Consider the following 15,380-nt stretch of genomic DNA (forward strand, 5'->3'; position numbering starts at 1 on the left):
CATCAACTCTCATACTTAATTTGTAAATTTGGAGGGAATTTCTCATATGAAAATAGTAAAAGTAAAAGATCTAGGTAAAGAATACACATGGGGAATTCGTTGGGATTATGGGCCTTTCAGGTAGTGGGAAAACAACATTATTGAATATGATTTCTACAATTGACTCGCCAACATTAGGCAGTGTATTCATTGATAATCAAAATCCGAATCAACTTTCAGCCAATGATTTGGCTTTATTTCGTGGACAGGAATTAGGATTTGTCTTTCAATCCTTTAACCTACTGCATACATTAACAGTAAAAGAGAATATGGTTCTTCCGCTTGCATTAGATGGCATGAATGTGAAAAGAATAGATAAACGAGTAGAATCTATTTCGAAAAAATTAGGAATCAATGAAATTTTAAATAAGCGAACATATGAAGTATCAGGAGGGCAAGGACAGCGAACAGCAATTGCACGTACGCTCATTCATTCCCCAAAATTAGTTCTTGCCAATGAACCGACAGGAAAATTAGATTCTAAAGCCTATCAAGATGTAATGGAAATATTAACACTATTAAACAAAGAAGAAAAGGCAACAATGATGTTAGTAACGCACGATCCAGTTGTTGCAAGTTACTGTGAACGCATAATTTTTATTAAAGATGGTCAGTTATACAATGAAGTTACTTGCAATGAAGATCGTCCATTATTTTATAAAAATATTATGGATAGTCTTTCTATGTTAGGGGGGAATAAACATGACTTTTCGACAGCTCGCATTCAATAATGTTTTACGGAATAAACGAATATATCTAGGTCATTTTTTTAGTAGTACATTTGCGGTATTGATTTTTTTCATTTATGGGTTACTTATCTTTCATCCGAACCTACAAGGCGAACTGACTCATGTAAGTACCATCATGAGTACATTTGGGAGAATAGGATTTCATTTATCTTATTACTTAATCTTTGTCTTTTCTTTCTTATTTATTTTCTATTCTGTTAGTGCATTTTTAAAAAATAGAAAAAAAGAGTTTGGGTTATTAATGTTACATGGAATGTCTCATCAACAGCTTCATCGATTAATTTTTTTCGAAAATATGTTGATTGGAATCCCTTCTATAGTAGTAGGCATCGGACTTGGATTGGTTTTTTCTAAATTGTTTTTACTAGTTAGTGGGTCTTTATTAGGAGTAGAGCAAACGTTAGCATTTTACTTTCCTTTAAAGGCAATGCTAGTAACAGCAATGTCCTTTGTTGTTTTATTTCTACTAATTTCTTTGTTTACATCAAAAATGGTGAAAATGAATGAGCTTGTAGAACTCATAAAATCAGATGAAAAACCAAAAACTGAGCCAATAGTGTCAGTCTATATATCCTTGTTGGTCATTATTTTATTTGGATCGGGTTACTCCTGCGTTCACCACAGTATTTCCGCGGTCGATTACATGGGTTTAAATCAATTATTCCTACTCGTAGGAGTAGGTGTCTTATTAATTGTATGTGGAACCTATTTTTTCTTTACTCAATTGTGTGTATATGTGTTATCCAATTTAAAAAATAGAGAAACTACATTCTTTAAAAGAACAAATATCCTTGTCATTTCAGAATTGATGTATCGAATGAAAGATAATGCGAGAACGTTCTTTATCGTTACAATTATATCTGCAGTTTCTTTTACTGCAATTGGAGTTTGTACGGCTATCGCAAATCCTGAATTGGCAAAACATGAGACCCCATATGCATTTACCTATCGATCGGATAAGGGGAATATACAAGAAAAAACGCATATTGAAGAGATAAAAAAACAATTAAAAGAATCTGGATTTTCATATAAACTTGTAGCAACAAAATTTAAAAGGGCACAAAGTGGGCCGGTTTTAATTAATCTTTCTACGTATAATGAATACGCTAAAAAATTAGGGTATGAAATAGAGAAATTAACAAATGAAAATGAAAGTATCGTTATACGATCAGAGAAAAACCACAAAAGTGCAGAGGATCTAGAACCTTTTGAATTAAGGCATGGTGAACTAGAAGTACCACTTTCTGTTCAAAAAACAGTTTATATCCCAGAATTAACGGGCGCGTTTGTTAAACCTGTTATTGTCTCTGATGCTGTTTACAATAAGGTCCTAAATGTTCAACAAGAAGGCGTACTCCGAGATTACACCATATACGGTTTTATCGTTAAAAATTGGTCTGAAACAAGTGCAATTTCTACAAACCTTATGAAGTTCATTGGTACGAATCAAGAGGATTATTATGTCTTTTCATCTTTGTATTTAAAATGGATTGAATTGAAACAACAAAATGGATTACTTTCTATTTCAAGTGTAATGGTGGGAATAGTATTTTTTGTGTTTACGCTAAGCTTTTTATATTTCCGTCTATTTACTGATTTAGAACGTGATCAAGAGCAATATCAAATGATTTCAAAATTAGGATTAAGCCAAAGTGAGTTAAAGCAAATCGTAACAAGACAAATGATATTACTATTTTTCTTACCGATTGTAGTGGCTATGGTTCACAGTAGTTTTGCATTTCTAACGTTTCATCAATTAGGACAAATAGTAAGTAGGGAAATGTCTGTTTTTCAAAGCTCAATTGTTGTATTAGTAAGCTTTATTTGCATTCAAATGATTTACTTCTTTATTATTAGACATCACTATTTAAAACGCATAAGTACAAAAATGTATTCATAAATAAAAAAGATAAACAAAAAATTGAAGGTGCATACTCAATCACTAAATTTGGTTGGATATGCACCTTTAAATTGTTGGGAAATATAACTAGGTTAATGAGGAACACGCGAAAAAAGATAGTTAAAGCCAACCTATAAATAAAAGCAGCTAGCAAAAGCTAACTGCTCTCCAAATGGAATGAAGTGTGTATTTATAATATGGTTTAGCTGGCCATATTATTATTTCAATTTTAATATCTGATAATCCTAATTCTGAAATGCATGCAATTTTCATTGCTTGATGTTTCGTTAATAAGCTGTCTCATACGGATGATATCGGTAGCATATCTACTCAATGCAAGGAATGTAACTTTATGACACCAATATCAGAAGGGAGCGGTGGAAAGTTCTTGTTCATATGGGCCTACTTTACATGCGGCATTCCATGTAAAGTATTAAAAATAGAATAGTAGATTCCTTGTATGAAAACGTATATTTTTACATAATGTAAGATTGAATGAGTTGAGATGTGTTTTTGTAAAAGAAGCGTATGTTCACATCACAAAAGTGTTCATAAAATAAGAAGAAAAAACTATAGTGATGGGGGAGGGGATTTTTTGAACATTGAAGATGCTTTATTATTAATGTATTTTTTTGTAGAAGAACCACAGGATGTAGAACAAGAAGAAGAGTTATTTCGTGAGGTGCAAGAAAAACATAATACGTACCGAAAAGGCTTTAATTCAGCTCGTCAATACTACCGCGAATACCGTGACACTATAAACTCCAGAAAAGAAGAAAAAAATGAGAGAACTTGGTTTAGAAGTATCTAATGGAATGATAGATGCTAAAAGAAAAAAGGAAACTGGAGAATATGATTAGAATGAATTTACACGAGTTCGGATTGTACTTAATAACTATGATAAAAGATAAGGAATTCAACAAAAAAGCTTATCATGAAATGTTTTCTGATAAGCTTTTTCGAATTTTATCATCCTTTGTTAGATCTATTCCAGCTAATTCTAGCCACTATATACTCAATACCAAACACAAACGAAACAACTAGTATGAACTTGATAATGACACCAAACCATTCCAATAGACTTTGCGGTAATGGATTATGATACGTAATAGAAGCAACACCACCTAAACATAAAAGGAAAGTAAAAGTAAACTTCTCCTTCAATTTTAGATTCATTTTTTCTTTACTGTCGACCTCTGGCTCATACACACCTGCAAACAAACATCTGATTAAAAAAAACACACCAAAACTGACAACAATCCCAAGTGTTGTAGCCCATTCTATAAAGGGACGATGTAAAAAGAAACCTCGCATGATGACATCTGCAAGTGCAATCAAGAGGATGAATACACCCGATTGTGCCCAAATGCTCAATTCAATCTTTTGAATTCGTTCATCTGGATGTGTAGTAAGTGAAAAACAATTTTTAAACTTCTCCATTTTTTCCTCCCAAAATATATCTTTTAATATTGTATTTTGTACACCGCGAAATCTATGAGAAGCTTTCAGTGTATCGCCTGAAGCTAGATAAGACGTGTGATGTAAAAATAACCTTTTAGTAATTTTATATTCTATATATTAAATTATAACACTTAAAAATGCAATATATATATTACAATAAGTCTTATATAAATGACTTATTGGCCGTTTTTATATAAAAGTGTTTCTATACTAAACTTTGGGAATGTTCTGTGAAAATATTCTCAATTTTCCAGTTATTCTTAATGTTAATGTATTATACATGTAAAGATTTTGTCTACAAATCAATTGATGAAAGAGTGGTATGTATCATCAGTTTTTTTCTGGAAAGGGAAGAGAGCTGCATATACATAGGGATTTCTTTCTCTTGTATAAAAGTTCATTATTCTTGTCGTATAAAATATGTGGAACCATCCGATTATTCCTATATAAACTATACATTGATAAAATTTTACAAATATATAAAAATATGAAAAGTAATTATACAATGGATTCGTAACATATACTAATTGGGGAGTGGATGATTTTGAAACGAATCTTTGGTGTACTTTCAACGAGTCTATTAGCTGGTGTCATGTTATTTGGTGTATCCAACATCGAGGCAAAAGCTGCAGAAACGACAGATAAGCCTTACAAAGTAGTAGAGCCAGGGTTTAATGGAGAACAAACGACAACTGGATTTGATACAAAAGCAGATTTCGAGAATCATATTAAAACGCACCCTGTTCCAAAGAATAGCACGATTAAACCGCTAGCAGCAATTTACTCTACTTTTTATCACGATATTAATGCAAGTGGACCAAACTTTAATGTAAATGCAAGTAGAAATCCAGTTGTAGTTACAAATTTCGCAGGCTGGAGTAACGATGCTGTATCAAGTGTACGTACGCATTCGTATGGAGACCACACAATTATTTATGAGCATGCTAATGCACAAGGGCGTGGACTTGCACTTGCGAACACGGGTGCCGTCTATAATTTGACAAATTATAGTATGGGTGACGGGGCTAGAACGTGGAATGATGAAGCATCCTCAACGATAGTAAAATCGAATTAATTACTATACTAATAAAAACAATGATCCTGAAAGTTTTAGGATCATTGTTTTTTGATTGAAACACTGTAATAAAGTTAGATACATTAAGATTTTCCGCATATGTATTCAACTTAAGAACCCTTTAAATTAGAATTTGGAAAATTTCAGTAAAGATATTTTGTACATTTCGATTGTACCCCATGCCAATCAACTTAAGGGGGAAACAAACTGAACCTTCATTCAGCCAGGTCAAAACATTCATCATTGAACTATCCCCACTTTCACTTCGTTTAGAAGTGGGGGATTCCTAAGTAAAGAGTTCTATCGAACTCTAATTTATTAGGCTAACCCCGCAGTCCTTGCGGTTAGAAGCCTTATCGCTTCATTCTTTAGATTGATACTTGCGTTAATATCCCTATCATGGTGTGTATGGCAAGAAGGGCAATCCCATTTACGTAGGTTCAGATTTTTAACGTCTTTGTTTTGATATCCACAACAAGAACATAATTGGCTGGAAGCAAATGTTTTCGATACGACAATGACTTGTTTACCGTACCATTTTGCCTTATATTCCAACATAGTTCGAAACTGTGACCATGATACCTCACTAATTGCTTTTGCTAACTTATGATTTTTTAACATATTCGATACTTGCAAATCTTCTATATCGATAACATCGTGGTTTTTGATGATTTCAGTTGAGATTTTGTCCAAGTAATCTTTTCTAGCATTTGCCATGTATTCATGAATTCTAGCTACCTTTACTCGTTGTTTATTCCAGCGAGAAGATCCTTTCATTCTTCTAGAAAGAACACGTTGTGCTTTTACTAACTTCTCTTCTAACAATCGAAAAAACTTCGGATTTTTATAGGTTGTTCCATCTGACAAAATGGCGAAATCTTTTAGTCCTACATCTATTCCAATGTAAGAATTTGTTTTCGGAAGTTCTTGCACTTCTGTTTCAACTAACAATGAAACAAAGTATCTACCAGAAGGGTTCCATCTAACCGTAGCATTTAAAATACGTCCCTTTACTTCACGGCTTTTGGCAAATCGAACAAGACCTAGTTTTGGCCACTTTATTTTGTTTCCTACAACGGCAATGTTTTCATTTGTTTGTTTTGTGGTGTAAGATTGTACGTTGTTCTTCTTAGATTTGAAACGCGGGGCTTTGTTTTGTTTTTGGAAAAAACGTGTATAAGCATCCGCAAGGTTGCGAACAGACGACTGAATCGCAATACTATCCACTTCTTTTAGCCAAACACACTCTTTCTTCATGGCAGGAAGTTTGGCAGAACATGTACCATATGTCAAACCTTTTCCTGTTTCTTTGTATGCATGATCCCATAGAGATAGGAAATGATTGAATACAAAACGAGAACAACCAATCGTTTTATTGATTAGAGTCGCTTGTGCTTTATTTGGATAGATACGAAATTTATATGCTTTATTGATCATCATTCATTTCACCTCCATTTCGATATGTATCTATTATATAACAAACATACATTCGATAGGTAGTGAAGTAACAATTTATGTATGTCGAACAATTAAGATGGCTCCCTGCCATCCCTTGTCCGAAGCCAATTCATCTCCCACCTACTCACTTAGCGTTCCTTGAGGAAGGAGTCTTCTTGGCTAAAATGATAAATTAAAATAAAAAAGAAATCTCTTCATAAACATATATTCCATTCTGCATATTAATGCAAATAAAGAAAACTTGTACTGTTATTCTGCTGAAATTGTAATGGAAAAGTAAAATGGTTGAAAATGCACACATTACAAATGGTTTTATTTACCAATAATATTTTCTTTATTTCGTAGCATAATAAACCTACTGGAGGTGATATATGATGGCAAACAATCGTAACAACTCTTTAGTGATACCAGGTACAGAAAGCGCACTGGATCAAATGAAATATGAAATTGCACAAGAATTCGGCGTACAATTAGGCGCTGATTCAATTGCAAGAGCGAACGGCTCTGTAGGTGGAGAAATCACAAAACGTCTCGTTGCTATGGCAGAACAGCAACTTGGTGGATATAACAAATAATGCAAGATGTAAAGTAGAAAAAGGAGAGATTATATCTCTCCTTTTTTGTATAGTATTCGATTATAAATAGTATATTTGTTATCTTTCTTGTCTCTCATTATTTGTTTCTTCCAGCCACTTAGAAACGGATTCTTGCATACGAGATTCTAATGATTGTATCGTTTCATTTGATATAGCAAGTGCTTGATCCGCATACTTCTTCGGGAACATGTTGCGTAAAGTAGGTTCGTTTTCAGCGCCATCACCTGGTTCACGGTAATCTTCAATGATGTAATTATCCCCATTTTTTATGACCGTCACACGGACTGGAAGTAAATGTCCTGCTTGAGAAACAGTCTGCGTTGCACGGTTATATCCTTGCATGAGGGAATGAAGATAGACATACATTTTTTCATTCTTCATCTCAGTTCCATAGATTACATGGGTCTCAAATTGCTTTTCTGTATGATTTAATTTATCTTGATTCCAGGCAATGATACTTTCTGAAATAAGGGAATCTAGTTTGCTGTTAAGTGGAACGTCCTTTACATCCTTTGCATCATTTGGGCCTGAATCACACCCTGTTACAATGAAGACAAGTATGACAATGCTTACGGTAATCATTATTCTTCTCAAAATCTTATTTTCATATGTTAATCCAAAACACCTGCTCATCTATTCACTCCGTTTCGGTTCCTCGTGATTATCCACTGATAAAAATCCCCATATGGCAATAGAAAAACCGTTTCCAAACTAGAAACTTATTCTATCCAAGGAAATATATTGAATTATATAATATATACTATACGATTCTTACATATTACGGGAGAGATTCTATGAGAAAAGTTATAATTTATTGCGGGATCTTTTTTATGATTCTATTAAGCGGTTGTATCCGATTCGGAAAAGACACTACAGATACGATTTATCTTGTTCCTGAAGCGTACTAAGAAATGGTAACAGAAACGACAGAATATAAAATCACAATTGGTTCCATCTCTACAGATTTCGAGTCCGATAGTAATTTTGTTCTGTTTATTAATGGGGTAATGGAAGAGAAATTAGATGAACTTGGTACAATAGTTCGTCATTTTACAGGGGATACCATCACGGCATAGAAAAAATAGGATAACAGAAGAAAGCACTCGGTTCCAAGTTAAAATTCCGTGTGTTTTTTGAACATACACTCTTCATTAATAACATATATATTGAATATACAGATATATTGTGTTATAATATGAAGGAGAAACTCGCGTGTTTCAAATACAACATTTTTATCTTCTTGATGACCTCTTATCTTTCCGTAAGAGGTCCTTTTTTTATCACTCCGTATTGCATAGTCATTAAAATACTAGAGACTACAACACTGTGATATTCTCTAATATTTCTTCTTTACCCAGATAATTTATTGCTGGTAAGCAATAAATTATGCCTTTTTTGTATAATTTTCGCAAAATTTCTTTGACCCATTATTTATTTCACTATAAAATAATAAAAGGATATATCTGGTTAACGGTTATATGCATAGGTATGTCCTTTTTTGTAATGATATTACGAATTAATGCCTAATACTGATACGGTAAATGAGATAAATCAGGCTGAAATAGGTAGTAAGGAAAGCAAAGCAGTAATAGCAGACAATACATATCGTAAAAACGTTCATAATGGACTAACGATGGAGAGAAGAAGTACGAAAAGATAAGGGGCAAAAGAATATGAACAGATCACTCAAAGGTATCGCATTAACAGGGCTCAGTGTAAGTTTCTTGCTAGCGGGTTGCACAACAGAAACATATGGACTTACACAGTCAGAGTACAAACTGGTAGATAAAGAATTTAAAGCAGATAAAATGGTAGAAGACATGAAGCGTTTGCACTATAGTGATGAAGAGATTGAAAGACAATTAAGAGGTGCATTAGCTACAATTAAAACTGAAAAAGATGAGAAGAATAAATCTGAAAAGAAGGCTGAAGTGAAAGCTGAGTCATATAGTAGAGAAAGTAAACCAGAAACAAACAAGTCAGGATACGATAACGATGTAGAGGGGTTTCCTTCAGACGAAGTAGATAATGCAGATATAAAGATGGTAAAAGTTTCAGAAAAAGAGTATCCGTATCGTTTATACGAACAATTTGTAAACATTCAATATGAAGCGAAGGAACTAGAGAAGAGAAACAATTTATTATTTACAGGTGATAAAGTTCATATAACTCGTGTATTAGACCAAATAGATACAACAAAGAATGATGTAAACAAATTTGCAAGCCTAACCCCACCTTCCCAATTTAAAGACTACTATGAGCATGCCATCCTAAGAGGGACAAAGGATATTAAAGGAAACTTACAGAAAGTAGAAGATGCGGTTAAAAAGTATGAAGACGGTACGTACAGTACATCTAAAATGAAAGAAATCGTAGAAAATGGTACGAAAAGTATAGAAGAAGGGATTTATATGTGGTTAGGGCTGTTTGAGGAGATAGACGAGAAATACCCTGATGCAAGGCAAAAAGCACTTGATAAGATGATGAAGGATATGAAGGATTCTGTCAATAAAACCTATATTGATAATGATTCAATGCCTGATCCTAACGATGAAATAATTGAACTATCTTCAAGCGGTAAGGAGTTAGTAGGAGTATGGGACTTTTATAAATTTGAAAAGGTAACTTTTAGTATAGACTTCAAAAAAGACGGAACGATGACCATGTATGAAAGTCAAGACAAAGAACAACAAAAGAAAAACTATGCAACAGGAAATTGGTCATACGATGGAGACAAAAAACAAATTACCTTATCATTAAAAGAGTTTATTGAAAACGGTAAGAAAAACGAAGAGAACGATTATGAAAAGAATCTACCTTTCACAGTAAAGTCTTTCACAGGTGATTCTTTACGAATAGCCGATGAAAGAGGTAGCGTTGAAAAAGCGAAGAAACATAAGTAATTTCGTATAAAAAGAGTATATAAAAAATAAAATAATGAAGTCCATTACACTAATATGAAATCAGTAGTAGAGGGGATTGAAAATCTCCTAAAGAGACGTAAATGAGGTTGAAGATGTGGATAACTAAGTTCAGTATCCTGACTTTCTATATAACATAAGTGTATTCTGTAGAATGAATCCCTCCGAGGGCTAATATGGAACCTTTAATCGATGTTATTTTATACTTTGTATTTTATGTTGGAGCACTGTTTCTTATACTGGGTACTGCATTGGTTTTATTTATCGCGTCTGCATTACCAGTAATCAGGAAGAAGAATCTATCATTCATAATGATTAGTTTAGGTTTGAACTACTCATCACTATTTAAATTTTTATCAGAGAGTAATTTAGTTAAATGGTTGAAAAAGGAAGGTGCTTATTTGGCTCCTTCCTTTTTCTCATACATAAGGCTTGTTGACAATTTATGAAATAATAGCATTCATCGCTAATATAACACTAAAAGTAATTAATTAGATATGCAATTATGCATCCATTGTACTATTTCATGAATGGGAACAAAACTATTTATCTCTTTCGGGTTGGGAAGCAAATAGACCCAGGTATACTTAGGGTAAATACACCTGACCATTGATTGCTGGTTAAACCATATTTCTACGTATCTGAAACAAATTATTTCACTGGATGGCATGTTAAAGAGGGTGAGGGTTTTATGAAATGTAGATTGTTCCTTGTTGTATAAAAATGATTAAAATAACAAATATAATAACTTAAAATCTATATATATTTATAAAAAAACATTAAATTAGAGTTGGATTTATCAATAAAATTCCGATTTTTCAGTCATGTATAAAACATACATTTATTTCAAACTAGAATTTGAAGAAATATGAAAAATAGCTTGGATTTACTAATAAATAAATAAAAAAATGCTAAAAAATACACAATTATCGAAAAATGTAATAATTTGTAGTATTTTTTGCATTCCAAAAAATAATTCCTGTGTATAAACTTTGGGTTGTAACATTTATTACATAATTTAGTAATTATGGAGTTGGATGTGATAAAAAATACTATATGTATTGCAAAGTTTAATTAAATAAAAAGGAGAGGATCTTTAATTAATACTTTAATATTTTCAAAGTTAGAGGAAACGACTGATTTTATCCCAATTTTAGAAAAACAAAAATGGCAACTAGAAAGAATTAATGAAGTTTTATCTTTAGCTAAGGAATATTCATCATTTTATAAAACATTTTATAAAGAAGTGAAAGTCAATCTTAATAGTTTGGAGGAGTTCCAAAAAATTCCTATGATAAGTTCTAAGGATATTATTAAAACGACACCTCCCATACATATGCTGACAGGTTCACCCCGGAATTCGTATGTATTTACAAGTGGAGGGACAACTGGAGAACCTAAAATTATTTATTTGACCTCAGATGAATTGAAAGAGAATATTTTCTTTCATGGAAAAGGTTATGCAATGGCTGGGATTAATGAAGATGATGCAGTTGCTACATTTGGAGTGCCTGGATTTTTAACATCTGAATTTACTGTTTACCTAGGACTTGAAAGAACGGGATGTAAAATTGTTCCCATTGGTATTAGCTCAGACCTCGAAAGACTGTTTAATTATATAAAAATGTTTAATGTTACAACGCTATTAGTTATGCCATCTGATGTAATACCGTTAGCGCAATATATAGAGAAGTCAAACAAAACTCTTTCAATAAATCAGATTGTTTATGGTGGCGAAAAAATGTATTCTTCTACAAAGAATTATTTAGAGTCCATATTAGGAGTAAAAAGTTTTAAATCTGTATTTCAAAGCATGGATGTGGGTACTATAGGTTTTCAGTGTGATTACTGTGAGCCAGGTATGTATCATATACATGATCAGCTGCAATATACTGAAGTTTTAAATGAAAAAGGTCAACCTATACAAGATGGGAATATTGGTGAACTTGTTATTACGAATTTAAAAAGAAAGTTAATGCCAGTTATTAGATACCAAACTAACGATTTAGCAATGAAAATAGATACTTTATGTCCATGTGGTAGAACAAATCCTAAAATTAAATTAGTAGGGAGAAAAGGAGAGATAATTAAATTAGGTGGAGAACAAATATTTCCACAAATATTCGCCCAAGCATGTAGTCATTTAGAAGAGTTAACTGGGGAATTTCAATTGTTAATAACTAAACATCAAAATAGAGATAAGATCCAAGTGTCCTTTGAAGTTTCAGGAAAAAATCTGGATGAGAAAATTGAAGAACATTTGATCAGTATAATTAAAAATCGAATATTAAACTTTACACCTAAATTAAAACAAATGATTCAATTACAAGTTATTGAGCCATTGGAAGTTAGTTTAGTAGGAAGAGAAAAAATGAAAATTTCTGAAAGTTCAGGAAAAATAGTTCGTGTAATTGATAAAAGAAAATAAAAGGAGGAGTTTTATATGTTATTTAAAAAAATCGAATCAGAATTTCATTCTTTAGCAACAAAAAATGAAGTGGGTTTAAAAGAAACATTAAAGAAAGTAGATCAAATAATTCAGAATGAGGGTTTGGTTTTTAAAGGAAAGGCACTTCCTTTTTCTGTGCAACCACTAGCAATTACAGATGAAGAAAACGATTATTTTAAGAGGGCTTCTGAAATATTATCTGATTCTCTAGAAATAGTATTAGATGCTTATGAGAAAGATACAGAGATTAGGGAATACTTTTCATATTATAGTAAATATGAAAAGCTAATTAATATCAATCCGGGTTATGAGAGGAAGATACGCATTTCAAGGTTTGACTGCATATGGAATGGTGGATATGAATTTAAAGTAGTGGAACCGAATGCTTGTTGTCCTGGAGGCGTTGTTGTATTGGGAAAATTGAAAGAGAAATGGTTTGATTTACCTATAATTAAAGAAATTACTAATTCTTATGAAAAGAAGCAATTTCTGTGTGATACACCTAATGGATTCCTTAATGAACTAGTCAGTGCTTATAAAGAAATGGGAGGTAATGAGGAAAGTCCTCAAATTGCGCTTGTGAATTATGCTGAAAAATACTCATATGAATTAGAGCACATTCAAAAATATGGGTGTGAAATGGGTTACAAAATTATTATTTGTGATTTGAGAGATTTAAAATTAGACTCACAAGGAAAACGATTAATGTTTAATCAACAACCAATTGATATTATTTATAATAAAGTTGACCAATTAGAGTTGGGAAATGAAGATATGAAGGATGTAATTGAAGCATGTGAACGAGGATTAGTCTGTAACGTTAATTCGTATTCTTCTATGTTTATTGGAGAGAGTAAAATGACTTTAGCGTTACTTACAGATTCAAAATTCCAAGAAAAATATCTATCTAAAGAACAAATTGAAATGGTTAATAAGCATATTTTATGGACAAGGAAATTAGAAGAAACTATTACCAGTTTCAAAGGAGAAGAAGTAAATTTAATTCAATATATTATTGAAAATAAAGATCTTTTTGTTTTAAAAGTAGACAATTCTACACGTGGAGAAAACGTATTTTTAGGTAAATATACAAATCATGAGACATGGTCCAAAATTATAAATGATAATAAAAATGAAAACTGGATAGTCCAAGAGTATAATGAAATTCCAAGTGTGCAGATATTGGAATGTAAAGGCGAAAATATTATAAAAGAAAATAAAAAGTTTGGCATTGATATATTTATGTTTGGAGGTAAATATGCTGGGATTGTATCGCGTATTTCAGATAAAGCTGTTATAAATTTGGGACAAGGTGGATATGAGCAGCCTGTAATAGCATTAAAAGCTATAAAAGAAGAGGTAGCGAGTATATGAGGGCACTTATTGATGATTTCAACTTAAAGGTTTTAGATATGCCTCAACTGGCAGTTGATTCATTTAATAAGTTACAAAATAAAATGGTTGAAGACCGAATCCTGCAGTATTATTTGGATAAGGAAACAGAAATCATTCCAAAACCGGGAATTTTAGATGAATTACAATTAAACCTTATTGGTGAAGATACTAAATCATTGTTAGATATTATTGTATCTTTACCGGAACGTATATTTAAGGGGAATATTTTAAATATGTGCACAGCTTTAGGGTTTTCAGAGAAACAATATGAATTAATGATGTCGACATATCAGAATGATAATTTAATAGCCCGTAGTGATTTATATTTCACTAAAATTGGACATAAATTTTTAGAATTAAATGTGGATAGTAGTGTCGGGGGAATCGATATAGGTCATTTAAATAAAACGATGACATCTTATGGGTTTTACAAATCATTAACAGGATCTGAAAGATGGAATTATATTGATCCGATGGATAAATTAATAAAGAGTATCCAGGATTTAGCTATAAAAATTGGAAAAGAAAATAGTGAAATAACAATTGCTGTTATGGATTGGGATGAATATTTGGATAGTTATTATGGGACTTTAAATTATATTAAATTAAGGTTAATAGAAGCTGGATATAAAGCAGTGATATGTTCTCAAAAAGATGTAGAATGTAATAATGATATGCTAGTGGTAGGAAATCATACAGTTGATATTGTATATCGAGTATTTTTGTGTGATGATGCTCTTCATAATCCTGAAGAAGTAAAACCAATCGTTCAAGCTTACCAGGCAGGGAATTTGGAACTATTAACAGGATTTCATACAGAGCTTTATAGTAATAAAGGGAATTTTGCATTTCTTTCAGATCCAAAGTATAAACATTTATTTACAAAAAAAGAGTTGAATTTAATAGAAAGGTGTATCCCATGGACGCGATTTTTAAAAGATATTATAATTCCAGATAATAATTTGGACACTAATGGAATTGATTATATCATAAAAAACAAAGATAACCTTGTTATTAAACCTACAATTGGATATGGGGGAAATGAGGTACTATTAGGGTGGAAGTTTAATGAAAATGATTGGGAAAACAAAATTTCGAATTTATTAAAAACTGATGCCGTATATATTATTCAAGAGAGAGTATATCCAATTGAAGAGGAGATTCCTTTTTTGATAAATAAATCAATCGAATTAAAGAAAGCTATTTTATGTTGGGGGCTTTATGTTATCAATGGAGAATTTGCAGGAGCAATGTTAAGAGGTTTACCATGTGAACAAAGCGATGTAGTAAATTTGGGAAATGGTGCAGCAGTGACATGTCTTTTTTATAGGAGTTGA

Annotated in this window: 13 protein-coding genes and 1 pseudogene; 11 read left to right on the forward strand and 3 right to left on the reverse strand. The window is 32.0% G+C overall.

Annotation, left to right across the window (positions count from 1 at the left end; genetic code table 11):
• Positions 1-46: 46 nt before the first annotated feature.
• From ACS2MN_RS16735 to ACS2MN_RS16745, 3 genes and pseudogenes are all read left to right on the forward strand, one after another.
• A pseudogene (locus tag ACS2MN_RS16735) lies at positions 47-770 on the forward strand (ABC transporter ATP-binding protein).
• Positions 742-2,688: an ABC transporter permease gene (locus ACS2MN_RS16740; RefSeq protein WP_346994695.1), complete on the forward strand. Its 1,947-nt coding sequence runs from the start codon at positions 742-744 to the stop codon at positions 2,686-2,688. The pseudogene ACS2MN_RS16735 and the gene ACS2MN_RS16740 overlap by 29 nt, the downstream one beginning before the upstream one ends.
• A 595-nt stretch (positions 2,689-3,283) precedes the next feature.
• Entirely contained in the window at positions 3,284-3,499 is a 216-nt protein-coding gene (locus ACS2MN_RS16745; protein WP_001019124.1) for a hypothetical protein, read from the forward strand.
• A 158-nt stretch (positions 3,500-3,657) separates the two neighbouring features.
• On the opposite strand, the gene ACS2MN_RS16750 is transcribed toward ACS2MN_RS16745, so the two are convergent.
• The gene (locus ACS2MN_RS16750) at positions 3,658-4,128 is read right to left on the reverse strand and encodes a DUF6773 family protein (protein ID WP_098806034.1); all 471 of its coding nucleotides are present in this window, start codon (positions 4,126-4,128) and stop codon (positions 3,658-3,660) included.
• A 565-nt stretch (positions 4,129-4,693) separates the two neighbouring features.
• Here ACS2MN_RS16750 and ACS2MN_RS16755 point away from each other — a divergent pair.
• Positions 4,694-5,224, forward strand: a complete 531-nt coding sequence (locus ACS2MN_RS16755; protein ID WP_180250228.1) for a hypothetical protein — start codon at positions 4,694-4,696, stop codon at positions 5,222-5,224.
• 318 nt (positions 5,225-5,542) lie between these two features.
• Here ACS2MN_RS16755 and tnpB read toward each other — a convergent pair whose 3' ends face one another.
• Entirely contained in the window at positions 5,543-6,664 is a 1,122-nt protein-coding gene (tnpB, locus tag ACS2MN_RS16760) for an IS200/IS605 family element RNA-guided endonuclease TnpB (RefSeq protein WP_346994696.1), read from the reverse strand.
• A gap of 392 nt (positions 6,665-7,056) precedes the next feature.
• Between tnpB and ACS2MN_RS16765 the strand changes: the two genes are divergently transcribed.
• On the forward strand, positions 7,057-7,257 hold the full coding sequence (locus tag ACS2MN_RS16765) for an alpha/beta-type small acid-soluble spore protein (protein WP_346994711.1): 201 nt from the start codon (positions 7,057-7,059) through the stop codon (positions 7,255-7,257).
• Between the two features lie 78 nt (positions 7,258-7,335).
• On the opposite strand, the gene ACS2MN_RS16770 is transcribed toward ACS2MN_RS16765, so the two are convergent.
• Positions 7,336-7,911 carry a peptidase M56 gene (locus ACS2MN_RS16770; RefSeq protein WP_098805428.1) on the reverse strand — a complete coding sequence of 192 codons (576 nt, stop codon included), beginning with the start codon at positions 7,909-7,911 and terminating at the stop codon, positions 7,336-7,338.
• A gap of 278 nt (positions 7,912-8,189) precedes the next feature.
• On the opposite strand from ACS2MN_RS16770, the gene ACS2MN_RS16775 reads away from it, so the two are divergent.
• From ACS2MN_RS16775 to ACS2MN_RS16800, 6 genes are all read left to right on the forward strand, one after another.
• The gene (locus ACS2MN_RS16775; protein ID WP_000255794.1) at positions 8,190-8,354 is read left to right on the forward strand and encodes a hypothetical protein; all 165 of its coding nucleotides are present in this window, start codon (positions 8,190-8,192) and stop codon (positions 8,352-8,354) included.
• A 443-nt stretch (positions 8,355-8,797) separates the two neighbouring features.
• The gene (locus ACS2MN_RS16780; protein WP_180250207.1) at positions 8,798-8,938 is read left to right on the forward strand and encodes a hypothetical protein; all 141 of its coding nucleotides are present in this window, start codon (positions 8,798-8,800) and stop codon (positions 8,936-8,938) included.
• Between the two features lie 13 nt (positions 8,939-8,951).
• Positions 8,952-10,181: a DUF3994 domain-containing protein gene (locus ACS2MN_RS16785; protein WP_098805427.1), complete on the forward strand. Its 1,230-nt coding sequence runs from the start codon at positions 8,952-8,954 to the stop codon at positions 10,179-10,181.
• A gap of 1,309 nt (positions 10,182-11,490) precedes the next feature.
• The gene (locus ACS2MN_RS16790) at positions 11,491-12,627 is read left to right on the forward strand and encodes a phenylacetate--CoA ligase family protein (RefSeq protein ID WP_098805425.1); all 1,137 of its coding nucleotides are present in this window, start codon (positions 11,491-11,493) and stop codon (positions 12,625-12,627) included.
• A gap of 15 nt (positions 12,628-12,642) precedes the next feature.
• The gene (locus tag ACS2MN_RS16795; protein ID WP_098805424.1) at positions 12,643-14,022 is read left to right on the forward strand and encodes a glutathionylspermidine synthase family protein; all 1,380 of its coding nucleotides are present in this window, start codon (positions 12,643-12,645) and stop codon (positions 14,020-14,022) included.
• Positions 14,019-15,380, forward strand: coding sequence for a hypothetical protein (locus ACS2MN_RS16800; RefSeq protein WP_098805423.1), 1,362 nt, complete (start codon positions 14,019-14,021; stop codon positions 15,378-15,380). The genes ACS2MN_RS16795 and ACS2MN_RS16800 overlap by 4 nt, the downstream gene beginning before the upstream one ends.

It is taken from the genome of Bacillus cereus group sp. BceL062, assembly GCF_051780025.1.
Taxonomy (GTDB): Bacteria; Bacillota; Bacilli; order Bacillales; family Bacillaceae_G; genus Bacillus_A; species Bacillus_A toyonensis.

Bases quoted from the DNA above. Each gene is read 5' to 3' on its own strand.
- tnpB (WP_346994696.1), bottom strand. From the start codon at position 6,664: ATGATGATCAATAAAGCATATAAATTTCGTATCTATCCAAATAAAGCA.
- ACS2MN_RS16770 (WP_098805428.1), bottom strand. From the start codon at position 7,911: ATGAGCAGGTGTTTTGGATTAACATATGAAAATAAGATTTTGAGAAGA.
- ACS2MN_RS16790 (WP_098805425.1), top strand. From the start codon at position 11,491: ATGATAAGTTCTAAGGATATTATTAAAACGACACCTCCCATACATATG.
- ACS2MN_RS16750 (WP_098806034.1), bottom strand. From the start codon at position 4,128: ATGGAGAAGTTTAAAAATTGTTTTTCACTTACTACACATCCAGATGAA.
- ACS2MN_RS16775 (WP_000255794.1), top strand. From the start codon at position 8,190: ATGGTAACAGAAACGACAGAATATAAAATCACAATTGGTTCCATCTCT.
- ACS2MN_RS16785 (WP_098805427.1), top strand. From the start codon at position 8,952: ATGAACAGATCACTCAAAGGTATCGCATTAACAGGGCTCAGTGTAAGT.
- ACS2MN_RS16765 (WP_346994711.1), top strand. From the start codon at position 7,057: ATGGCAAACAATCGTAACAACTCTTTAGTGATACCAGGTACAGAAAGC.
- ACS2MN_RS16740 (WP_346994695.1), top strand. From the start codon at position 742: ATGACTTTTCGACAGCTCGCATTCAATAATGTTTTACGGAATAAACGA.
- ACS2MN_RS16795 (WP_098805424.1), top strand. From the start codon at position 12,643: ATGTTATTTAAAAAAATCGAATCAGAATTTCATTCTTTAGCAACAAAA.
- ACS2MN_RS16780 (WP_180250207.1), top strand. From the start codon at position 8,798: ATGCCTAATACTGATACGGTAAATGAGATAAATCAGGCTGAAATAGGT.
- ACS2MN_RS16800 (WP_098805423.1), top strand. From the start codon at position 14,019: ATGAGGGCACTTATTGATGATTTCAACTTAAAGGTTTTAGATATGCCT.